The organism is Xanthomonas sp. WHRI 6106, from assembly GCF_040202405.1.
GTDB classification, from domain to species: Bacteria; Pseudomonadota; Gammaproteobacteria; order Xanthomonadales; family Xanthomonadaceae; genus Xanthomonas; species Xanthomonas cannabis.
In genome coordinates, this window is the sequence record NZ_JBEGFC010000006.1 from 240,269 (window position 1) to 261,080 (window position 20,812).

Consider the following 20,812-nt stretch of genomic DNA (forward strand, 5'->3'; position numbering starts at 1 on the left):
TTCTGGTCGACGGGCAGGCGATTATAGACGGGCCCTTCCCAGCGCCCGCCGCATGCTGGCCGGCCGGGTCAATGCCCGTCGCGTGGTCACCTCATGCCTCCCTCTTGGGTGGTTGGATGACCCGGTTCGCTGCCACCGGCCCGCGGCCCAGACGCAACCCGCACCTGCTCGATCAGGTCTGCGACATCGTGCTGATCCCGCTGGCCGAGGCATTTATCGAGGACGACGCCTTCTGCAGTGTGGTGCAGGGCGTGATCGACGGTCTGGACGCGTCCGTCAAGCTGAAGCCTTAACCCCCGCAGGCGTATAACGGGTGACGGCAGGCTCCACCGCAGCGTTGCGGGCTAGGATGTCGGCTTGACACGCAAACCCTGGGCGGTCACGAGTAAAGTGAGAATGGCGTCACATTTAACAAACGAGCGAAACGCCTACCATGCGGGGGCGGAATTTGGGGCCGCGTCTGTTTTTCCTCGTTTGGATATTTTCGCGCCTGCAGAGGCGGGGAGCCTTTGCGCATGACTTTTCAGCCCAGTCCGTCGGGACACCCGGGCCGTGACCCACGCTTGCTCGAACAGGCGCACGACGTGTTCGTGCCCGCGCTCGTGCAGGTGTTTGCAGCTGCAGTTGCACATTTCGATGATGTCCTGTTCGATCGCGCCGAGTCTGCGGGCACGTCACAGTTGCTGTTTCTCGATGGCATGCGCGAGCTGCGCCGCAGGCGCGAGGACGTGGCCACGCAATTCCGCCAGCAGCTGGAAGACGGCTGGCAGGCGCTGGTACTGGGTACGCCGTTGTCGGCCGAAGTGGTACTGGCCGGCGACATGGGCACCGGCCCGCTGAGTCTGGTGCCCGAGCACGTGCTCGAATCGCGGCTGGCGGTCCGCAATCTGGCGACCGTGCTGCTGCGCGATTTCAAGCAGGTGCTGTCGCGGGTGGACCGCCGGTTGGGCTGGATCGCCGGCGGCCTGGAACTGGTGGCCGACACCAACCCGATCGGTCCCGAACACCTGGGCGTGGCGATCCACGAGGCCTTTGCCACCTGCGATCTGGCGCCGGAAGTGCGTCTGGTCCTGATCAAGCTGTGCGAACGCGACCTGGCCGAGCCGATCGGCAAGCTGTACGCCCGCCTGGACGAGACGCTGGCCAAGGCCGGCGTGATGCCGGAAATGTCCCAGCCCAAACGCCCGCCGCCGCGCATGCCGTCACGCGGCGAGACCCCGGAAGAGCGCGCGCAGGCCGAGGCGCAGGGCGGTAATGTCGAGATGGGCGGCGACGATCAGAACGACCAGTACGCGCCCGCCTGGGCCAACCGCTTCCTGGACCGCTGGGCGCATAGCCGCGGTCGCATGCAGGCGGCCGCACAGCGTGGCCATGCCGACGGTGCCGGCGGTGGCATGGAGGGCGATAGCGATCATCCCGGCGGCAGCCAGGGCATGCTGCTGGATGCGTTGCACGAGTTGTTGCAGCAGACCCGCAACGTGCGCGACAACGCCGCCTCCGCCGCGTCGGTGGCGGTAGGCCAGCAACGGCCGTTGAGCCAGCGCGAAATGATGTCGGTGCTGTCGTTGCTGCAGGCGACGCCGAGCGCGACGCTGCAGGCAGCGATCGGCGACGACAACGAGTCGCTCGCGCAGCGGTTGAAGAACGAGGTGCTCAACAGCGCCACGCGGCTGGGCGTGGACCCGGCCACCGCAAAACTTGACCCGATGGACGAGGATGCGATCGATCTGGTCGGCATGCTGTTCGACGTGATGCTGGACGAGCGCGATCTGGAAAGCCGCTCGCGCGAAATGATCGGCCGCCTGGTGGTGCCGTTCGTCAAGGTGGCGCTGCTGGACCGCAAGATGTTCGTGCAGAAGACCCACCCGGCGCGGCGCCTGCTCAATTCGCTGGCCGAGGCCTGCGAAGGCAACAACGGCGACAGCGCCGCCGAACGCGTGCTGATGGGCAAGGTCGAAGAAATCGTCGACCGCCTGGTGGCCGAGTTCAACGAGAACCTGGCGATCTTCCTGACCCTGGAAGAAGAATTCCGCGATTTCCTGTCGCAGCATCGGCGCCGTGTGGAAATTGCCGAGCGCCGCGCCACCGAGACCCAGCGCGGGCAGGAAAAACTCGAGCTGGCGCGTACCCGCGCGCTGGCGGAAATGGAGCAGCGCGTGCAGGCCGGTGCGCCGTTGCCCAAGGCACTGGAAGACTTCCTGCGCCAGCCGTGGCTGCACCATCTGACCATGGCGATCCTGCGCGACGGCGACGAAGGTCCCGGCACCGTGGAGGCGCTGGCGCTGGCCGACGGCGTGCTGGAAGAATTGGGCGAGGCGCGCCGGCACATCATCGGCAAGCCCTGGCTGCAGGTCTGGCAACCGGCCCTGCACCGCGTCTTCGCCAGCGTGGGTCTGCATGGCGATGCAGTGGTGGTGGCCATCACCGCGCTGCACGACACCTTGCAGGCAATCGCCGAAGCGCGCCCGGAGCTGGAAAAGGCCTTGCCGGAACTGCCGCAGGTCAATCTGCCGCCACCGGCGGCCGAGAGTGTCAGCGTGGTACTTGGTGCCGATGCCGTGGCCCAGAGCATCGACAGTGCCGATGCCGAGCGCTTCCGTGCGATGGATATCGGGACCTGGCTGGATTTCGTCGACAAGGACGGCAAGGTGCAGGCCGGCAAGCTGTCCTGGGTAAGCCCGATTTCGCAGCGGTTGCTGTTCGTCAACCGGCGTGGCGTGCGCTTCTGCGTTGCCTCGCCGGAAGAACTGGCGGTGATGGTGCGGCTGGGCCGCCTGCGCGAGCACATCAACGATGGCGCGTTCGACAGCGCGATGCAGGGCGTGATCGACCGGCTGGATCCGCTGCATAACAACAGCACGGTGCACTGAGCGGCGCTCTTCGCGTCGCTGCGTCAGTGTGGTGGACCAGAACGGGCGTGGGTGCGTTGCTTGCAGGCCCGCGCGGTGCGCGCAAGCGGTGTGTCATTGCGCAACAGTGGCACTCATGGCACCGGCGACGCGAGTGCGTACAGCGCACGGCCGGCGCGCTTACCGCGCTGCCGGCCCGATGAACTCCAATGCCCGCGCCATCACCGAGGCATGATCGACCAGACGGTTGTGGCCCAGGCCTTCGGTACTGAACAGCTGCGCGCCCGGCCACAGGGCGGCAAAGCGCGCGCCTTCGTTCCAGGGCGTTTCGCGATCGCGGCGGTCGTGGATGACCAGTGCCGGGCGATCGAGCTGCGGCAGATGCAGGCTCGCGTCGAGATCGGCAAAACGCAGGCCGGTGAGCTGGCAAAGCCAATTTTCGAACGGTGCAAATGCCGCAGGCGCGATCGCGGAGGCGCGGAACTGACGATGCGCACTACCACCGGGTTCGACCAGCGGCGCGATCAGCACGTAGCGCTCGGGCTGCCATGCCGGCTCGTTGGCAAACACTGCCGCTGCCGCGCCGATCGAGTGCCCGATGAAGACGGCAGGACGACCGAAGCGGCTGCCGATCTGGCGCAGCACCTGCACGAAATGCGGCATGTTGCTGATCTTGCCGCTGCTCAGCCCATGCGCGGCCTGATCGAACGCCAGCACCGCATAGCCGAGCGCGCGCAGCTGCGGCACCCATGCGGCAAAGCGCAGCCCGTAACTGGACCAGCCGTGCGACAGCAGCACATACGGCTGTTGGCGCAGGTCGCCCCACTGGTACACCGCGATGTCGAACCCGTCGATCTGCAGCGTCTGGCGGTGCACGTCGGTCAAGGTCGCCGCAATGGCCTCCGCCTGCCGGCGCCCTGCGTTGGCAGGTGTCACGAAGCGGCGCGCCAGATAGCGCCCGGTCGGGCCGGGGGCCAGGCGGCTGGCACCAGCCAGCACACCGCGAAGCATGCGTAGACGCAGTTTGGCAATGGGCGCGCGCATGGGCGGGATCCTTGTGGAGTCGGGCGGATTGCATCTTGTCGATGCCAAGATGCAGCGAGTCTGCGGTCGTATCTTGTCAGCGTCAAGATGATCTGCTCCACTGGAATCCCGAAAAGCGAAGCCGCCATGTCGCGCACCGACGCTCCTGCTGCCTATCACCATGGCGATCTGCCGGCTGCATTGCGCCGGGCCGGCTGGGAACTGCTGGGCGAATCCGGTGTGCGGGGGCTGACCCTGCGCGAATGCGCACGCCGCGCCGGTGTCTCGCACGCGGCACCGGCGCATCACTTCGGTTCGCTGGACGGGTTGCTGGCGGAGCTGGCGGCCGACGGCTATGAGCGCATGCTCGCCTGCATCCTCACCGCTCAGCGGGAACTGGCCGACCCGTTGCTGGGCTGTGGGTTGGGCTATGTGCGCTTCGCGCTCGACTACCCGCAGCAGTTTCGGCTGATGCTTGGGCTGGAGGTGTGTTCGCGCAGCCTGCCGCGGCTGGTGCAGGCCAGCGACGCGGCGATGGCGAGCCTGCGCGAGACGGTGCGGACGCAGTGGATCGCCCGCCACGGCCGCGCCCCGGCCACCGACGTGCTGCAGCAACGCACGCTGCTGGCCTGGAGCGCGGTGCACGGCTATGCCTCGCTGGCGATCGACCGCAAGCACACGGCGTTGCTGGCCTTTGCGCCCGAGGTGGTGTTTGCGCCGCTGCTGCACGCCGTGCTCGAACCCTGACGACGCGCTCGACCGCTCGACCACTCGACCGCTCGGGCGGCGTGCCCGGGCATGGCTGCATCCGCCGCGTATCGGTTGGCACGGCCGGCGGCGGTGCCGCGCTCTGCTAGCATCGCCCCGACTGGGCGCAAGACCGGAGCAACCCATGGCTGTGCAGGTGCTGGTGCTGAAAGAACGGGCCGCTGGCGAACGCCGCGTGGCCGCAACGCCCGAAACGGTCAGGAAGCTGGTCGCGCTTGGCGCCGGCGTGTGGATCGAGCCGGATGCCGGCCGCGCCAGCAGCATGGACGATGCGGCGTATCTGCGGGCCGGTGCGCAGCTGGCCAACGCGCACACGCTCGGCCAGGCGGATGTCGTGGTGTGCGTACAGGCGCCGCCGACCGATGTCCTGCTGCAATGCAAACCGCACACGGTGCTGATCGGCATGCTCTCACCCGATGCCGACCCCGCACGCGCGCAGGCCCTTTCCGAGCGCGAGGTGATCGCATTTCCGCTGGAACGCCTGCCGCGCACCACGCGCGCGCAATCGATGGACGTGTTGAGCTCGCAGGCCGGCATGGCCGGCTACAAGGCGGTGTTGATCGCCGCGCAACTGGCGCCGCGTTTCTTTCCGATGCTGACCACCGCGGCCGGCACCATGCGGCCGTGCAAGGTGCTGGTGATCGGTGCGGGGGTGGCCGGCTTGCAGGTGATCGCAACGGCCAAGCGGCTGGGCGCGCAGGTGGAAGGGTTCGATGTCCGCCCGGAAACGCGCGAGCAGATCGCCTCGCTGGGCGCACGCTTCCTGGATCTGGGCGTCAGCGCCGCCGGCGAGGGTGGCTATGCGCGTCAGCTCACCGACGACGAACGCGCCGAACAGCAGCGCCGTCTGGCCGAGCATCTGAAGGGCGTGGACGTGGTGGTCTGCACGGCCGCCGTGCCCGGGCGCCCGGCGCCGAAAATCCTGACCATGGATATGGCACGCGACATGCGCGCCGGTAGCGTGATCGTGGATCTGGCCGCGGAAACCGGCGGCAATTGCGCGGCCACCCGTCCGGGCGACACCTATGATCTCGACGGGGTGGTCATCGCCGGCCCGCTCGATCTGGCCAGCCAGGGCGCAGTGCATGCCAGCGAGATGTTCGCGCGCAACGTGTATGCCTTCGCCGCACTGCTGATCAAGGATGGCGCGCTGTCGTTCGATTGGGACGACGAACTGCTGGCCAGGACACGCTGGTCGGCGACATCGACTGCATAGCCCCGCCGAGTCCATGCGCCTTGTGCGTCGGCGGTTCCGGATAGGAGCGCGCTGGCGCGCGATGGAGCTTCATCGGTAACGCTCCATCGCGCGCCAGCGCGCTCCTACGGTGGCCGCACGCACGTCCACCTGCGCCCGGGATGCACCCGTGCGATGGCGTGCGGCGCTCGCCGCGGCGGCGCTGCCGTCAGTCGTCGGTTGGCGGGTGCTCGCGCAGCCAGGTACTGCGTTCGGCCGGGCTCATCTTCTGCCAGCGCTGTTGCAGCGCGTCGCGTTGTTGCGGGTTGAGCGTGCGCATGCGGTCGAACAAGGCCTTGGCTTCGCGGCGCTGCTCCGGACTCATGTTGCGGAAGCGGTCCATGCCGGCCTTGGCCTGCTTGCGCTGCTCGGGCGTCATGTCCAGCCAGCGTCGGGCGTGCCGGTACATGCGCGGGCGTTCTTCGGGCACGTCGTTCCAGCGCTCGCGCAGCGCATCGATCAATACCTGGCGCTGCTGCTGGGTCAGGCGGTCCCATTCGGGCATCGGGGTCTCGTCGCGCGGGCCCTGGCCGCGGGGGCCTGGCCCGTCCATGGGCGGGCCAGGCGGTCCCGGTGGGCGGTCCTGGGCCAGCGCCAGGGCGCACGGCCCGGCGCACAGCAACAGGGTCAACAACAGGCGGGTCGTGCGGGTCATCGTGCTCATTCCATGGCCAGGGCGGTGTCGGACCCGAGCCAGACGTACAGGTCGGGGTTCTGGGTCAGCAGGTCGTCGGTGTCGGTGCTGGCGGTGTTGCCGGCTACCGCCTGGGTTGGCGCCGCGCCTGCCGGGGCGGTGTCGCTGGGCCGCATCTGCAGGCCGATGCCGACAGCCAGCAAGGCCGAACAGGCGGTGGCCAGCAACCAATGGCCACGGCGCATGCGCGCGGCCGGCGCCTGGCGTGCCTGGCGCAGGCGCGCCAGGGTCTGCGGCGGCAGCTGGGCGAGCGCTGTGGCGTGCAGTTGGCGCAGCCGCGCATCCAACTGGGCCGGATCGTGGGAGCGGTTCACAGGAAATCCTCGAACTGTTTTTGCAACGCGTCGCGGGCACGCGACAGGTGGGTTTTGACCGAGCCTTCGGAGCAGCCCATGGCCTTGGCGGTGGTGGCCACGTCCAGGTCTTCCAGTACGCGCAGCGTGAACGCTTCGCGCTGGCGTGCCGGCAGCGAGCGCAGCGCATCGACCAAGCGCTGGTAGGCCTGCTGGTGTTGTTGCTCGCCGACCGGGCCGATGCCCGGGTCGGCCCAGTCGATGGGGCCTTCGTCATCGGCGCGCTCGGCCGGTGCCCAGAACTTCAGGCGGAACGTGCGGCGGCGCTGCAGGTCGATGATGCGGCTGCGCAGGATGCTCCAGAACAACGGCGTCCATTCTTCTGCGGGCCGCTCGCGGTAGCCGAGCAGCTTCACCATGGCGTCCTGCACGGCATCCAGCGCGTCTTCGCGGTGACGCAAACCGGCCTCGGCAAAGCGGAACGCGCGCGGGCCGATGCCGGCCAGAAATGCATCCAGCGACACGGGGACGGCAGCGGCCGGTGCAACAGGCTGCGGATCGAAAGGGGTTCCCACCAGCACAGCGTAGCTTCCGCGAAGACGATACGACGTCAACGGCCGGGCGCCGATTCGGTTGACACGCCGATGCATGGGTATGATCGGCGGGCCGCACCGGCCAGTGGAGCGAAAGACCATGAGCGACGGGTTCGTAGCGCTGTACATCTTCATGCTGGCGGCCATCGCCGGCCACGTGATCATCGCGCGGGTGCCGGTGATCCTGCATACGCCACTGATGTCGGGGTCCAACTTCATCCACGGCATCGTGCTGATCGGGGCGATGGTGGTGCTGGGCCATGCCGATACCACGCTGGAAAAGGCGCTGGGGTTTGTCGCCGTGGTGCTGGGCGCGGGCAATGCGGCCGGCGGCTACGTGGTGACCGAGCGGATGCTGGACATGTTCAGGGCCAGCAAGAAGCCGGCGGCTAGGGAGGAGCCATGACCGTCACCACTGCCGAGCTGCTGGACTGGCTGGTCAAGTCCAGCTATCTGATTGCCGCCACGCTGTTTCTGCTCGGCCTGCAGCGCATGGCCTCGCCAGTGACCGCACGCAGCGGCATCCGCTGGGCCGGGCTGGGCATGCTGATCGCCACCGTGGCCACGTTCTTCCTTCCTGAACTGCACAACGTGCCGCTGATCCTGGCGGCACTGGCGATCGGCACCGGGGTGGCGTGGTGGTCGGCCAAGAAGGTGGCCATCACCGACATGCCGCAGATGGTGGCGCTGTACAACGGCATGGGCGGCGGCTCGGCGGCGGCGATCGGCGCAGTGGAGCTGCTGCGGTTTTCCTTCCTTGCCAACCGCGACACTGCGCACTGGAGCGCGCAGGCCATTGCCGAGCTGGCGGCGCGGCGGCCTGACGCCACCACCGTGGCGCTGGCGGTAGTTGGCTCGGCGATCGGGGCGGTGTCGCTGTCCGGCTCGATCATCGCCTGGGCCAAGCTGGACGGCCGGCTCGACCGGCGGGTGACCTTCCCCGGCCAGCAGGCATTTAATCTGCTGATGGCAGTGGCAGTGCTGGCGCTCGGCATCTGGGCAGCGAGCAGCCTGCAGCCGCTGGCGATCATCGCCTTCTTCGTGCTGGCGCTGGCGCTGGGCGTGCTGATGACCCTGCCGATCGGCGGTGCCGACATGCCGGTGGTGATCTCGCTCTATAACGCCTTCACCGGGCTGGCGGTGGCCTTCGAGGGCTATGTACTGGGCAACGAGGCGTTGATCATCGCCGGCATGATGGTGGGTGCGGCCGGCATCCTGCTGACGCGCCTGATGGCCAAGGCGATGAACCGGCCAATCAGTGGTGTGCTGTTTTCCAACTTCGGTGGCGGCGGGCAGGCGCAGGAGATCAGCGGCGCACAGAAGCCGATCGAGGCCGGCGATGTGGCCGCGATGATGGCGTTCGCCGAGCGGGTGGTGATCGTGCCCGGCTACGGCATGGCAGTGGCGCAGGCGCAGCACAAGATCTGGGAGCTGGCGCAGCGCCTGATCGCACGCGGGGTCAAGGTGAAGTTCGCGATCCATCCGGTCGCCGGGCGCATGCCCGGGCACATGAACGTGCTGCTGGCCGAAGCCGGCGTGCCGTACGACCTGATCGCCGATATGGACGACATCAATCCGGAATTCGCCAGCACCGATGTGGCGTTGGTGATCGGCGCCAACGACGTGGTCAATCCGGTCGCAAAGACCGACCCGGCCAGCCCGATCTACGGCATGCCGATCCTGGACGTGGTCAATTCGAAGAACACGGTGGTCATCAAGCGCGGCAGGGGCACGGGCTTTGCCGGTATCGAGAATGCGCTGTTCTACGCCGACAACACGCGCATGTTGTACGGCGATGGGGCAGAAGCGGCCGGCGCGCTAGTCAGCGAGTTGAAGGCGCTGGATGGCGGCGGGCATTGAGGGCGTGGGTCTTGTCAGCCTCTCTTTAACTGGTTGGTGAGGGCGGGTGTGTTCGTGCGCGATGACGAATCACTGCACCGCAGAGTTGGTTGTTTTTTGAAGAACGAAGGCATCACGTCGCTGATTGCTTTTGGAAAGCTTTACGCACCGACCACCGTCGAGTGCGCGGTGCCCTCACCGCTCGCGGGACACGCCGTTAACCCGTCCATAGGGGCTCGTTGGCGGCATCCATGCCGCGCAATCGGTAAGGTCACCGCGCCAGACAGTTGGCCGGCAGCTAACCGAAAGCGGCCACACCACATGCCGCGTGGGCGTGCTGCTACGGCGCTGGCGTAGGACAACGAGGAAAGCAATCGAATTACCTGATTAGCAACGCGCTTCAAGCATTGCTCTCACTTGCACACCGACCATCTTGACTGGTCCTTGCCCGCTCACCGTCGCGGGACCTTGAGCGGCATGGATGCCGCGCCAGAGCTTACACGGACGTACTTGCAGCGTGTCCTGCGATGGTGAGCGGGCAAGGGCCCTGCAAAAGACGCGAAGACGTCGAGGGCGCGGCGCCCTCACCGCTCGCGGGACACGCCTTCAACCCGTCCATGGGGCTCGGTGGCGGCATCCATACCGCCGCACGGTCACGCAATCGGCGAGGGCACCGCGCCAGAGAGTTGGCTGGTTTTTAAGAGCTAAAGAGACTGTGTCGGCAGCTTGCTAGTCGCTGTTGATATCCATGCGGACCGACCATCTCGACTGGTCCTTGCCCGCCCACCGTCGCGGGACCCTTGGCGACATGGATGCCGCCACGGAGCTACACGGACGTACTTGCAGCGTGTCCCGCGATGGTGGGCGGGCAAGGGCCCTGCAGCAGAGGCGCAGACCATCCGCTCTGCGCCTGATCTGTCCGTCATGAGCAATCAGGTCGAACGCCCACAATGTCGAATGCGCGATGAGGACACCGCAACAGAAAGTTTGCTGGTGGTTTTATTGAAGAGCCAGAACAACGCGCCAGGGCGTTGATCGTGGGCAGTGTTGAAAACCCTGCGTACCAACCATCCCTACGCCAAACGCGCCCGATTCAGCGCGCTGCCCACCAGGCCACCAACAGCGCGGCGGCGTAGCACAGCAGGTCGAAGCCGTTGTTGGCCAGCTGCAGCAGGGTCCAGGCCAGGCCGGTGCCCATCTTCTGTGCCGAGGTCCATGGGTCCAGGCCGAGCGGTCCGCCCAGTTGGGCCGAGGCGATCCCCCAGTTGGCGCCGACGATGATCAGTGCTGTCGTAACGACGGCGACGCCGATGCGCAACCGGCCGGCGTGCAAGGTGCCAAGGCGCAGCATCCAGGCGATCTCGAGCGCTGCCACCACCGCCATCCAGCCGGCCTGGTTGCCGAGCGCGAGTGCGATGAGGAGCCAGGCGATGAGGGCGGTGACGCATCCCAGCAGCAGGAGCGGGGGCCAGAGCCAGTGGGCGGTTCTGGCGGACGCGGTGGTGGGCGGCATTGGAGCTCCTGACAGTGCGCACATGATAGAACGCGGGCCGGCCTTTGCGACGCCCCACACCACCACGGTGCGGCGGATGGAATGCAGCGTCGTCGCTGACGGGCGCTGCGTGCGGCGGCGATGCCGTCGCGGTCGGCTAGAATGGCCGACTTGCGCGCGTCCGGCGCGGCCCCATATCCAGCCCATGTATTCCCGTAGCAGCGAACCCGTCCAGTTCGAACGCGATTGCGATGCCGTCATGGTGCCGCAGGGCGATTCGGTGACCCTGCCCGCAGGCAGTTACGGCTATATCACCCAGGCGCTGGGTGGCAGCTATACCGTCTTTGTCGAGGGCAATCTGTTCCGCATTGCCGGCAAGGATGGCGATGCGATCGGCAAGGAGGCCCCGCCCGGGCTGGAATTGCCCGACAACGCCAGCGACGAAGAGGTCGAAGCTCTGGTGTGGCAGCAGCTGCGCACCTGTTTCGACCCGGAAATTCCGTTCAACATCGTCGACCTGGGCCTGGTCTACGAGGCCGTGGTCAGCCATCGCGAAGAAGACGATCAGCGTCGGGTGGACGTCAAGATGACGCTCACCGCGCCCGGTTGCGGCATGGGCGAGATCCTGGTCGACGACGTGCGCAGCAAGGTCGAAATGATCCCGACCATTGCCGAGGCCGATGTCGAGCTGGTGTTCGACCCGCCGTGGGGCCGGCATATGATGTCCGAAGCGGCCCGTCTCGAGACCGGCATGCTCTGATCGTCACGCGCCATGTCCACGATGTGGCGCCGCGTCCTTTCGCCCGCATACAGGAATCTCCCGGTGTCCGTGTCCTTCGCTTCCACCCGTTCTCCGTCGCCGCGCAGCGCCGACGAACTGTCCGTGATCCTGGCCGCGCCCGGTTTCGGGCTGCATTTCACCGACCACATGGTCGCCATTTCCTGGAACAACGAGCAGGGCTGGCATGACGCGCAGGTGCGCGCGTACGGCCCGCTGCAGCTGGATCCGGCGGCGTCGGTGCTGCATTACGGCCAGGAGATCTTCGAGGGCATCAAGGCCTACCGGCATGCCGACGGCTCGATCTGGACCTTCCGCCCGCAGTCCAACGGCGAGCGCCTGCAGCGCTCTGCGCGCCGTCTGGCACTGCCGGAATTGCCGGTGGACCTGTTCGTCGAATCGCTGCGCCAATTGGTGGCGGTGGACGCCGGCTGGGTGCCCTCGGCACCGGAAACCAGCCTGTACTTCCGCCCCTTCATGATCGCCGATGAGGCGTTTTTGGGCGTGCGTGCGGCGCACAAGGCCTCGTACTACGTGATCGCCAGCCCGGCCGGCCCGTACTTCGCCAAGGGCGTGGCGCCGGTGTCGATCTGGTTGTCCACCGACTACGCGCGTGCGGCCAAGGGCGGCACCGGCGCGGCCAAGTGCGGCGGCAACTACGCCGCCTCGCTGCTGCCGCAGCAAAAAGCCTACGCGCAGGGCTGCTCGCAGGTGCTGTTCCTGGACCCGGTGGAAGGCAAGTACATCGAAGAGCTGGGCGGCATGAACGTGTTCCTGGTCTACAAGGACGGCAGCCTGGTGACGCCGGAACTGTCCGGCAGCATCCTGGAAGGCATCACCCGCGACAGCATCCTGCAACTGGCCCGAGACCGCGGCATGCAGGTGATCGAGCGCAAGGTGGCCATCGACGAGTGGAAGCAGGGCGTGGCCTCCGGCGAGATCACCGAGGTGTTCGCTTGCGGCACCGCGGCGGTGGTGACCCCGATCGGCGAGCTCAAGGGTGACGGGTTTGCGGTGGGCGATCTGTCCGCACCGGCGGGCGAGGTCACCATGTCGCTGCGCCAGGAGTTGACCGATATCCAATACGGCCGCGTGCGGGATCGTCACGGTTGGCTGGTGCGTTTGTCATAAGACGCCATACCGCGTCAAAAAAAGGCCCCCGTGTGTCAGCACGGGGGCCTTTTTTTGGCCTGCTCTGCAGCAAATGCGCCGTGACCGGTCAAAAAACTGTGCGAAGCGGACTGAACAGAGCTGATCGTTGTCACAAAACGGATATTTAAGTTTCAAAAGTGTCGATCCTGTATTGTCCAGTCTGGTTGCGCTGGGGTAGGTTCGCTGAACGGATCGATAACAGGGGATCGTTCCGGGGACTCGGTGCTGACCGATGGAAGGCGGCGCCGGATAACACCGCTCAGGCGGTTCTCTTTGATTTGGAAGGGAATTCAATGTCGAACGCGTCCTCTCGCAAGCGTCCTCGCGCACTCATCGTCATGCGCGCAACCGCGCTGACCTCCCTGTTGCTGGCAACGCCTGCGTTCGCCGGCGAGGTCTACCTGGATGGCCTTGCCACCGCCCAGACCCACCAGAAATTCATCGTCACCTACAAGGACGGCAGCACTGCCCTGGCCAGTCCAAGCGTGTTGACCAGTTCCCTGCGCGCCGCCGCCCGTGCGGTACCGGCCAAGGCGGGCAGGGCGCTGGGCCTCAATTCGGTGCGCCGCCTGGCAGTGGGGCCGGAGCTGATCCAGGCCGACCGCGCGCTGGACCGTGCCGAAGCCGAGACGCTGATGCGCCAGCTGGCCGCCGACCCGAACGTGCAGAGCGTGGAAGTGGATCAGATCCTGCACGCCACGCTGACCCCGAACGACACCCGGTTGTCCGAGCAGTGGGCCTTCGGCACGACCAATGCCGGCCTCAATATCCGCTCGGCGTGGGACAAGTCGACCGGAACCAACGTGGTAGTGGCCGTCATCGATACCGGGATCGTCAGCCACCCCGACCTCAACGCGAACATCCTGCCGGGCTACGACTTCATCAGCGATGCCGCCACCGCGCGTGACGGCAATGGCCGCGACAGCAATCCAGCCGACGAAGGCGACTGGAATCCCGGCGGCATCAGCGGTTGCGCGGTGTCCGATTCCAGCTGGCATGGTACTCACGTCGCCGGCACGGTGGCGGCAGTGACCAACAACACCACCGGCGTGGCCGGCACCGCGTTCAACGCCAAAGTGGTGCCGGTGCGTGTGCTAGGCCGCTGCGGCGGGTCGCTGTCGGACATTGCCGACGCCATCGTCTGGTCGTCCGGCGGCAGCGTCAGCGGCGTCCCGGCCAATGCCAATCCAGCCGAAGTGATCAACATGTCGCTCGGTGGCGGCGGTACCTGCTCGACCACGATGCAGAACGCAATCAGCGGTGCGGTCTCGCGCGGGACCACGGTGGTGGTGGCGGCCGGCAACAGCTCGGCCAACGTGTCCGGTTCGCTGCCGGCCAACTGCGCCAACGTGATCGCGGTAGCGGCCACCACCTCGGCCGGCGCCAAGGCCAGCTATTCCAACTTCGGTACCGGCATCGACGTGTCAGCGCCGGGTTCGGCCATCCTGTCCACGCTCAATAGCGGCACTACCACGCCGGGCAGCGCCAGCTACGCGTCCTACAACGGCACCTCGATGGCGTCGCCGCATGTGGCCGGCGTGGTGGCGCTGGTGCAATCGGCGGCGCCGTCGCCGCTGACGCCTGCCGCCGTGGAAACCTTGCTGAAGAATACGGCCCGGGCATTGCCGGGCGCCTGCTCCGGTGGCTGCGGCGCCGGCATCGTCAACGCCGATGCCGCGGTCACGGCCGCGATCAGCGGCAGCAACGGGGGCGGCGGTGGCGGCAGCGGCAACACGCTGACCAATGGCACGCCGGTGACCGGCCTGGGCGCGGCCACCGGTGCAGAGCTGAACTACACCATCGCGGTGCCGGCTGGCAGCGGCACGCTCACCGTGGCGATCAGTGGCGGCAGCGGCGATGCCGACCTGTACGTGCGTGCCGGCAGTGCACCGACCGACACCACCTACACCTGCCGGCCCTACCGCAGTGGCAATGCGGAAACCTGCAGCATCACCGCGCCGTCGGGAACCTATTACGTGCGGGTCAAGGCGTACAGCACGTTCTCCGGCGTGACCCTGAGGGCCAGCTACTAGGGCCCGGTTGTTCGACGCCGCGTTGCGCTGCCGGTCACGTGCCGGCAGCCCCACCGGCGGCGCCTCACCTCATCTGCGATGTCTCGCCCACGTCTGCCAGTTCGGCAGGCGCCGGCGGCGCATTGCCGCTCGGCCGGCAAGGACACCGGTCAGTCGTTTCGACGGGCGTCACCGCCCGTGCGTTCCGGCCCGATCCGCGGTGTGCGGCATGGGGCCGGCCATCTCGCCGCAACCGCGGCACTTCATGAAAAACTGAGGAACGATCGATGTCCAATGTGTCGCAACGTCGTGCACCCGCACGCGCCCTGGTCGTGCTGGGTGTTTCCGCGCTGACCTGTCTGCTGGCCGTGCCGGCGTTCGCCGGTCAGGTCAATCTGTCCGGCTTGGAGTCGCAGCCCACGCTGGACCGGTTCATCGTCAAATACAAGGACGGCTCCAGCGCGGCAGTAAGCCCGACATCGATGCGCGCCTCGCTCAATGCCGTGGCAACCGCGGTGCCGGCACGTGCCGGTCGCGCGCTGGGCCTGAATCATGTGCGCCGCACCGCACTCGGGTCGGAAGTGCTCAAGACCAGCCGTGGCCTGGACCGCGCCGAAGCCGAAACGCTGATGCGCCGCATCGCCGCCGATCCGAGCGTGGATTACGTCGAGGTCGATCAGATCATGTATCCGGTGTTGACCCCGAACGACACCCGCCTGTCCGAGCAGTGGGGCTTTGGCACCAGCGCCTCCAGCATCAACGTGCGCCCGGCCTGGGATACCGCCACCGGCACCGGCGTGGTGGTGGCCGTGATCGACACCGGCATCACCAGCCATCCGGATCTCAACGCCAACGTGCTGCCGGGCTACGACTTCATCAGCGATGCGGCGCGTGCGCGCGACAACAACGGGCGTGACAGCAACCCGGCCGACCAGGGCGACTGGCGCGCGGCCAACCAGTGCGGTACCGGCATTCCCGCCGCCAACTCCAGCTGGCACGGCACCCACGTGGCCGGCACCATCGCGGCGGTGACCAACAACAACAGCGGCGTCGCCGGTACTGCGTTCAATGCGCGCGTGGTCCCGATCCGTGCGCTGGGCCTGTGTGGCGGCGCCACCTCCGACATCGTCGATGCCATCGTCTGGGCGTCGGGCGGCACCGTGTCCGGCGTGCCGGCCAATGCCAACCCGGCCGAGGTGATCAACATGTCGCTGGGCGGCAACGGCACCTGTTCGGCCAGCTACCAGAACGCGATCAACAGCGCGGTGTCGCGCGGCACCACCGTGGTGGTGGCGGCCGGCAACAGCAATGCCAACGTGGCCAACTTCACCCCGGCCAGCTGCGCCAACGTGATCTCGGTGGCCTCGATCACCTCGGCCGGCGCGCGTTCGAGCTTCTCCAACTTCGGCACCACCATCGATATTTCCGGCCCCGGCTCGTCGATCCTGTCCACGCTCAACAGCGGCACCACCACCCCCGGTTCGGCCAGCTACGCCAGCTACAACGGCACCTCGATGGCGGCCCCGCATGTGGCCGGCGTGGTGGCGCTGGTGCAATCGGCGGCCAGCCGTCCGCTGACGCCGGCGGCGGTGGAAACCCTGTTGAAGAACACCGCCCGTCCGCTGCCGGGCGCCTGCTCGGGCGGTTGCGGTGCCGGCATCGTCAACGCCGCCGGCGCGGTCAGCCAGACCCCGTAATGCGGCGACGACTGTGACTGCCGGCATCGACGTCGGGCCAACCCCGACGCAGCTGTCGGTGTTTTGAAACCTGCACTGCCCCGCTTCGGCGGGGCAGTGTGCGTTCGGGCAGCGGCAATTGCCGCGCTGCCAGCGCAGGCCGGCCGTAACGGCTGAATGAAGCGCATGCGGGCGCAACGTGGCCGCTTCAGCGCCACCTGCGGGACGCCGATAGCCACCCCACGTGAGGCATGCGCCATCTGCCTGCCCACGCATCGGGTAAGGCGCATCGCCGTGGCGTTAGCGCGTTGCCATCCGGGTTGCCAGCTCCTTGGGGAGGGATGGATTCATGTCGTATCACTCAGTTGGCGCATTGCGCCGCATTGCACTCGTCTGTGCGTTGTCATGCACGTTTCATGCCGCCGCCGGCGAGGTCAGCCTGCAAGGCTTGAACTCCAGCAGCAGCCATCAGCGCTTCATCGTCAGCTACAAGGACCGCGTCGGCAGCAGCCGGGCGACCGGGTTGTCTGCGCCCTGGCGCGACATCGCCCGCGCGGTGCCGGAAGCGCGCGGACGTGCGCTGGGCTTGTCTGCAACGCGTCGGCTCAGTACCGGTCCGATGCTGTTGGTGGCCGATCGCAAGCTGGACCGTGTGGACTCGGAAAGCCTGATGCGCCGCCTCGCAGCCGACCCGGCGGTCAAGCGCGTGGAAGTGGACGTGCTGATGCGTCCGTTGCTTGTGCCGAACGACCCGGGCGTGCCGCAGCAGTGGGCGATGGGCACGACCAGCGCCGGCCTCAACATCCGCCCGGCCTGGGACCGCACTACCGGCAAGGGCATCGTGGTGGCGGTGATCGATACCGGCATCACCAACCATCCCGACCTGGCAGCGAACGTGCTGCCCGGTTACGACTTCATCATCGATCCAGCGACTGCGCGCGACGGCAGCGCGCGCGATGCCAATGCCGCCGACCAGGGTGACTGGACCGCAGCCAACGAATGCGGCCCCGGTGCGTCCGCGTCCAGCTCCAGCTGGCATGGCACCCATGTCGCCGGCATCGTGGCGGCCGTCGGCAACAACGCGGCGGGTGTGGTCGGCACCGCCTTCAACGCCAAGATCCTGCCCCTGCGGGTATTGGGCCGATGCGGCGGCTACATGTCCGACATCGCCGATGCGATCGTCTGGGCGTCCGGCGGCAAGGTCAATGGCGTGCCGGCCAACCCGAACCCGGCCACGGTGATCAATCTTTCGCTCGGCGGCTACGGCAGTTGTTCCACAACCCTGAGCAATGCCATCACCGCTGCGGTGACGCGCGGCAGCGCGGTGGTGGCGGCGGCCGGCAACAGCAATATGGATGTCTCCACCAGCGTGCCGGCCAACTGCCCGAACGTGATCGCGGTGGCAGCCACCACCTCGGCCGGCGCCAAGGCCAGCTTCTCCAACTTCGGCACGGGTGTGGATATCGCAGCGCCCGGGCAGTCCATCGTATCCACGCTCAATACCGGCACCACGGTTCCCGGCAATGCCGCATACGCGGGCTATAGCGGTACCTCGATGGCGGCGCCGCATGTGGCCGGCGTGGTGGCGCTAATGCAGTCGGTGGCCCTGAATCCACTCGCCCCGGCCACGGTGAAGGCCTTGCTCAAGAGCAGCGCGCGGCCGTTGCCGGTGGCCTGCACGCAGGGCTGCGGGGCAGGGCTGGTGAATGCCGACGGCGCGGTGACGGCGGTGATCGAGTCGACCACCCTGACCAGGAATGTGGCTCGCACCGGGCTGAGCGCAGCGCTTTCCGATTCGCTGTATTACCGGGTCAACGTGCCGGCCGGCACGCGCACGCTCAAGGTCACGCTTGCCGGTGGCAGCGGCAATGCCGATCTCTCGTTACGGGCCGGTGCATTGCCGACCGATGCCGCGTACAGCTGCCGCAGCATGTTGCCGGGCAATGGCGACAGTTGCACGCTGGCTGCGCCCGCAGCCGGCGTGTACTACGTCCGCTTGAAGGCGACGCTGGGCTTCTCTGCAGTCAGCGTCACTGCGGCGTATTGAAGGGTTCCGGCGCGGTACTGCCGCCGCGTCGGGAGACGCTGACGAGTGCCGCGGCGTGGGCAGTCGTCAGCGGTGCGGGGAGCCTGGCGCGACGTCGATTGGAAGTTGGATACCGAGGTCGAAGTCGAGGTTCGACCGAGATGTCGCGTATGAGCCAGGATTCTGAGCGAGGAACGTGCGCACCAGCGGGTGCGTGCGGCAGCGCGCTGATGCGTCTATTCGCACAGCGCACAGGCGCGTGCGGCCAGTGCCTGTAGCAGCTGGGCGCCGGGCAATTCCAGCAGCAAGCCACGCTGGCCAGCGTTGATCCAGAGCGCAGGTGCATCCAGTGCGGTGGTGTCGACCAGCACCGGCGCCTGCCGTTGCTGGCCGAGCGGGCTGATGCCGCCGACCTTGTAGCCGGTGCGGCGTTCGGCATCGGCCACCTCCATCATGCGTGCCGACTTGCCGCCGTACGCGCTGGCGAGTTTCTTCAGCGACACCCGGCGGTCGCAGGGAATCACCACGCAGACGGCGTTGTCATCGGCCCACGCCATCAGCGTCTTCAATACGGCGTGCGGCGGTAGCCCCAGCGCCTGTGCGGCTTGTAATCCCTTCGCATCGGCATCGGCCTGATAGGCGTACGGATGCAACACATAGCCCACGCCGGCCGCGTCCAATGCCTTGGTGGCACGGGTGGCCTTGCTCACCGTGTCAGATCGATTCGAAACGGTTGGCGGCCACGTTCTTGCGCACCTTTTCCGGGTTCCAGATGCGGCCGTTCATGGCGATGTAGACCCCGGCCGGCAGCGATTGCACTGCGCCGACCGCGCAGCCGATATTGAATTCCGCATCCGAGCCGCGGAAGCGCGCCGGGTTCAACGCACCGGTCATCACGATGGTCTTGTCGGCGATTGTCTGCAGCACCTTGCCGGTTTCCACCATCGAGTCGGTGCCGTGGGTGATCAGCACGTGGCGGGTGGGTTGGGCGGCGATGGTGGCGCGGATCAGTTCGCGGTCGGCCTCGGTGATGTGCAGCGAGTCCTTGCGGATGATCGGAATCACCGAGAAGCGGAAGGTCACGCCCAGTTCCTTGAGGATCTGGCCGATCTGCGGGTCGCCGATCTGGTAGTCCGATTTGTCGTCGAAGTAGATCTTGTCGATCGTGCCACCGGTGGTGACGATCAGAAGGTCTTCCATTGCTGCCAATCCTGTAGGGCCAACGCGGTGCAGGCCGCGCGAGGGCCGCCATGATACCGCCCGGCTGCGGTGCTGGCTGCGGCCCGCGGGCGGACAAGCCGGAGACCCACGCTCACCTGGCCAGGTGGCGGTCCGCCACCGGGCCACCAGCGCGGTCAGTCCGCCCGCCGCTGCGCCGGTCAGCGCGCCCTGCGCTTGCTGCCGAACCGGGCCGCCACGCCAGGCCCGCTGACCAGCGCGATCACCAGCAGCGCCAGCAGCAGTTCCAGCCACGCCAGGCCGCGGGCGTGCGGCTGGCTCCAGGCGGCCATCACGCCGTGGCTGAACCATCCCAGCGCGAACACGCCGGCCCAGAACCGTGCGCGGGCGCTGCGTACCGCCAGCACACCGGTCAGCGCGGCCGGCAGCACGAACACGATGAGTGCGGCGATCGGGCGCGCATCGTTGTGGAACCAGGCCACGAACAGCAGCGCCAGCGCCAGCAGCGCCGCCGTCAGCAACCAGTGCGTGGCGCGCAGGCTCACGGGGTCGCCAGCCGCCGCGCGATGTCGGCCACCCGGCGGCCGAGCGCGCGCGCCAACAGGGTCTCGTCCTCGCTCGGTTGCGGGTCGCCGCCGGCACCGGACACATGGCTGGCGCCGTACGGCGTGCCGCCGCTGGTGGTGTGGCTAAGCGCGGGCTCGGTGAACGGAATACCGACGATCAGGCAGCCGTGATGCAGCAAGGGCAGATGCATCGACAGCAGCGTGGATTCCTGCCCGCCATGCATCGAGGCGGTGGAGGTGAACACGCCCGCCGGCTTGCCGGCCAGGGTGCCACTGGCCCATTCGGCGCCCAGGCTGTCGAGGAAGTGCTTCATCGGCGCGGCCATATTGCCGAAGCGGGTGGGGCTGCCCAGCAACAGGCCGCTGCATTCGGCCAGATCGGCGCGGTCCACGTACGGCGCGCCTTCGTCCGGCACCGGCGGGGCGCTGGTCTGGGTGACCGCGGCCACCGGCGGCACCGTGCGCAGCCTCGCGCTCATGCCGGGCACTTCGCCGATGCCGCGCGCGATCTGCCGCGCCAGCCGCGCCACCGAACCGCCACGGCTGTAATACAGCACCAGAATCTCCGCCATCGCATCTACCAACTGTGTGAGTTGCCGCAGTATCGGCCAAGCGGCCGGCCTGCTGCACGCCGCAGG

General features: G+C 67.5%; 20 protein-coding genes. 11 read left to right on the top strand and 9 right to left on the bottom strand.

Going from position 1 to position 20,812, the window contains the following annotated elements; all coding sequences use genetic code 11:
• The first annotated feature begins 116 nt into the window (after window positions 1–116).
• Entirely contained in the window at window positions 117–293 is a 177-nt protein-coding gene (locus tag ABQZ09_RS11460; RefSeq protein ID WP_184552713.1) for a hypothetical protein, read from the top strand.
• Window positions 294–515: 222 nt separating this feature from the next.
• On the top strand, window positions 516–2,870 hold the full coding sequence (gene pacR / locus ABQZ09_RS11465; RefSeq protein ID WP_228314429.1) for a PacR family protein: 2,355 nt from the start codon (window positions 516–518) through the stop codon (window positions 2,868–2,870).
• A 159-nt stretch (window positions 2,871–3,029) separates the two neighbouring features.
• On the opposite strand, the gene ABQZ09_RS11470 is transcribed toward pacR, so the two are convergent.
• Window positions 3,030–3,893 (bottom strand): alpha/beta hydrolase, encoded by an 864-nt coding sequence (locus ABQZ09_RS11470; RefSeq protein ID WP_349776917.1) that lies wholly within the window; start codon window positions 3,891–3,893, stop codon window positions 3,030–3,032.
• 126 nt (window positions 3,894–4,019) lie between these two features.
• On the opposite strand from ABQZ09_RS11470, the gene ABQZ09_RS11475 reads away from it, so the two are divergent.
• Both ABQZ09_RS11475 and ABQZ09_RS11480 read left to right on the top strand, forming a co-directional pair.
• Window positions 4,020–4,619 carry a TetR/AcrR family transcriptional regulator gene (locus ABQZ09_RS11475; RefSeq protein ID WP_349776918.1) on the top strand — a complete coding sequence of 200 codons (600 nt, stop codon included), beginning with the start codon at window positions 4,020–4,022 and terminating at the stop codon, window positions 4,617–4,619.
• 145 nt (window positions 4,620–4,764) lie between these two features.
• Window positions 4,765–5,856, top strand: coding sequence for an NAD(P) transhydrogenase subunit alpha (locus ABQZ09_RS11480; protein WP_349776919.1), 1,092 nt, complete (start codon window positions 4,765–4,767; stop codon window positions 5,854–5,856).
• Between the two features lie 187 nt (window positions 5,857–6,043).
• On the opposite strand, the gene ABQZ09_RS11485 is transcribed toward ABQZ09_RS11480, so the two are convergent.
• The 3 genes from ABQZ09_RS11485 to ABQZ09_RS11495 are packed head-to-tail and all read right to left on the bottom strand — an operon-like array spanning window position 6,044 to window position 7,442.
• Window positions 6,044–6,529, bottom strand: coding sequence for a DUF3106 domain-containing protein (locus ABQZ09_RS11485; RefSeq protein ID WP_039410082.1), 486 nt, complete (start codon window positions 6,527–6,529; stop codon window positions 6,044–6,046).
• Window positions 6,530–6,534: 5 nt separating this feature from the next.
• Window positions 6,535–6,882 (bottom strand): hypothetical protein, encoded by a 348-nt coding sequence (locus tag ABQZ09_RS11490; protein WP_349776920.1) that lies wholly within the window; start codon window positions 6,880–6,882, stop codon window positions 6,535–6,537.
• Window positions 6,879–7,442: an RNA polymerase sigma factor gene (locus ABQZ09_RS11495; RefSeq protein ID WP_047695354.1), complete on the bottom strand. Its 564-nt coding sequence runs from the start codon at window positions 7,440–7,442 to the stop codon at window positions 6,879–6,881. Before ABQZ09_RS11495 ends, ABQZ09_RS11490 begins: the two co-directional genes overlap by 4 nt.
• Before the next feature lie 112 nt (window positions 7,443–7,554).
• Here ABQZ09_RS11495 and ABQZ09_RS11500 point away from each other — a divergent pair, with 112 nt between their 5' ends.
• On the top strand, window positions 7,555–7,860 hold the full coding sequence (locus tag ABQZ09_RS11500) for an NAD(P) transhydrogenase subunit alpha part 2 (protein WP_179457004.1): 306 nt from the start codon (window positions 7,555–7,557) through the stop codon (window positions 7,858–7,860).
• A complete protein-coding gene (locus tag ABQZ09_RS11505; protein ID WP_349776921.1) occupies window positions 7,857–9,314 on the top strand; it encodes an NAD(P)(+) transhydrogenase (Re/Si-specific) subunit beta in 1,458 nt (485 codons plus the stop codon). The genes ABQZ09_RS11500 and ABQZ09_RS11505 overlap by 4 nt, the downstream gene beginning before the upstream one ends.
• 1,072 nt (window positions 9,315–10,386) lie before the next feature.
• Here ABQZ09_RS11505 and ABQZ09_RS11510 read toward each other — a convergent pair.
• Window positions 10,387–10,806 (bottom strand): hypothetical protein, encoded by a 420-nt coding sequence (locus ABQZ09_RS11510; protein ID WP_039410062.1) that lies wholly within the window; start codon window positions 10,804–10,806, stop codon window positions 10,387–10,389.
• A 184-nt stretch (window positions 10,807–10,990) separates the two neighbouring features.
• On the opposite strand from ABQZ09_RS11510, the gene sufT reads away from it, so the two are divergent.
• The 5 genes from sufT to ABQZ09_RS11535 all read left to right on the top strand — a co-directional run bounded on the left by sufT (window position 10,991) and on the right by ABQZ09_RS11535 (window position 18,450).
• On the top strand, window positions 10,991–11,545 hold the full coding sequence (gene sufT, locus ABQZ09_RS11515; RefSeq protein WP_029219190.1) for a putative Fe-S cluster assembly protein SufT: 555 nt from the start codon (window positions 10,991–10,993) through the stop codon (window positions 11,543–11,545).
• Window positions 11,546–11,608: 63 nt separating this feature from the next.
• Entirely contained in the window at window positions 11,609–12,694 is a 1,086-nt protein-coding gene (locus ABQZ09_RS11520; RefSeq protein ID WP_349776922.1) for a branched-chain amino acid aminotransferase, read from the top strand.
• Between the two features lie 314 nt (window positions 12,695–13,008).
• Window positions 13,009–14,748, top strand: coding sequence for a S8 family peptidase (locus tag ABQZ09_RS11525; protein WP_228314435.1), 1,740 nt, complete (start codon window positions 13,009–13,011; stop codon window positions 14,746–14,748).
• Window positions 14,749–15,014: 266 nt separating this feature from the next.
• On the top strand, window positions 15,015–16,424 hold the full coding sequence (locus tag ABQZ09_RS11530; protein WP_228314436.1) for a S8 family peptidase: 1,410 nt from the start codon (window positions 15,015–15,017) through the stop codon (window positions 16,422–16,424).
• 328 nt (window positions 16,425–16,752) lie between these two features.
• Complete coding sequence (locus ABQZ09_RS11535; protein ID WP_349776923.1) at window positions 16,753–18,450, top strand: S8 family peptidase; 1,698 nt, start codon at window positions 16,753–16,755, stop codon at window positions 18,448–18,450.
• A 215-nt stretch (window positions 18,451–18,665) separates the two neighbouring features.
• Here ABQZ09_RS11535 and ybaK read toward each other — a convergent pair whose 3' ends face one another.
• The 4 genes from ybaK to wrbA form a co-directional block, all read right to left on the bottom strand.
• Complete coding sequence (ybaK, locus tag ABQZ09_RS11540; RefSeq protein WP_349776924.1) at window positions 18,666–19,139, bottom strand: Cys-tRNA(Pro) deacylase; 474 nt, start codon at window positions 19,137–19,139, stop codon at window positions 18,666–18,668.
• 4 nt (window positions 19,140–19,143) lie between these two features.
• Window positions 19,144–19,629, bottom strand: a complete 486-nt coding sequence (locus tag ABQZ09_RS11545; RefSeq protein WP_039411242.1) for an asparaginase domain-containing protein — start codon at window positions 19,627–19,629, stop codon at window positions 19,144–19,146.
• Between the two features lie 179 nt (window positions 19,630–19,808).
• Complete coding sequence (locus ABQZ09_RS11550) at window positions 19,809–20,153, bottom strand: DUF2069 domain-containing protein (RefSeq protein ID WP_184552696.1); 345 nt, start codon at window positions 20,151–20,153, stop codon at window positions 19,809–19,811.
• Window positions 20,150–20,746, bottom strand: coding sequence for an NAD(P)H:quinone oxidoreductase (gene wrbA, locus ABQZ09_RS11555; protein WP_039411246.1), 597 nt, complete (start codon window positions 20,744–20,746; stop codon window positions 20,150–20,152). Before wrbA ends, ABQZ09_RS11550 begins: the two co-directional genes overlap by 4 nt.
• Between the last annotated feature and the right edge of the window lie 66 nt (window positions 20,747–20,812).

What these genes read in the sequence shown, in the direction of transcription:
- ABQZ09_RS11485 (WP_039410082.1), bottom strand. Translation starts at nt 6,529, where the DNA reads ATGACCCGCACGACCCGCCTGTTGTTGACCCTGTTGCTGTGCGCCGGG.
- ABQZ09_RS11510 (WP_039410062.1), bottom strand. Translation starts at nt 10,806, where the DNA reads ATGCCGCCCACCACCGCGTCCGCCAGAACCGCCCACTGGCTCTGGCCC.
- pacR (WP_228314429.1), top strand. Translation starts at nt 516, where the DNA reads ATGACTTTTCAGCCCAGTCCGTCGGGACACCCGGGCCGTGACCCACGC.
- ABQZ09_RS11480 (WP_349776919.1), top strand. Translation starts at nt 4,765, where the DNA reads ATGGCTGTGCAGGTGCTGGTGCTGAAAGAACGGGCCGCTGGCGAACGC.
- ABQZ09_RS11505 (WP_349776921.1), top strand. Translation starts at nt 7,857, where the DNA reads ATGACCGTCACCACTGCCGAGCTGCTGGACTGGCTGGTCAAGTCCAGC.
- ABQZ09_RS11500 (WP_179457004.1), top strand. Translation starts at nt 7,555, where the DNA reads ATGAGCGACGGGTTCGTAGCGCTGTACATCTTCATGCTGGCGGCCATC.
- ABQZ09_RS11545 (WP_039411242.1), bottom strand. Translation starts at nt 19,629, where the DNA reads ATGGAAGACCTTCTGATCGTCACCACCGGTGGCACGATCGACAAGATC.
- ABQZ09_RS11475 (WP_349776918.1), top strand. Translation starts at nt 4,020, where the DNA reads ATGTCGCGCACCGACGCTCCTGCTGCCTATCACCATGGCGATCTGCCG.
- ABQZ09_RS11535 (WP_349776923.1), top strand. Translation starts at nt 16,753, where the DNA reads ATGTCGTATCACTCAGTTGGCGCATTGCGCCGCATTGCACTCGTCTGT.
- ABQZ09_RS11530 (WP_228314436.1), top strand. Translation starts at nt 15,015, where the DNA reads ATGTCCAATGTGTCGCAACGTCGTGCACCCGCACGCGCCCTGGTCGTG.
- sufT (WP_029219190.1), top strand. Translation starts at nt 10,991, where the DNA reads ATGTATTCCCGTAGCAGCGAACCCGTCCAGTTCGAACGCGATTGCGAT.
- ABQZ09_RS11525 (WP_228314435.1), top strand. Translation starts at nt 13,009, where the DNA reads ATGTCGAACGCGTCCTCTCGCAAGCGTCCTCGCGCACTCATCGTCATG.
- wrbA (WP_039411246.1), bottom strand. Translation starts at nt 20,746, where the DNA reads ATGGCGGAGATTCTGGTGCTGTATTACAGCCGTGGCGGTTCGGTGGCG.
- ABQZ09_RS11460 (WP_184552713.1), top strand. Translation starts at nt 117, where the DNA reads ATGACCCGGTTCGCTGCCACCGGCCCGCGGCCCAGACGCAACCCGCAC.
- ABQZ09_RS11470 (WP_349776917.1), bottom strand. Translation starts at nt 3,893, where the DNA reads ATGCGCGCGCCCATTGCCAAACTGCGTCTACGCATGCTTCGCGGTGTG.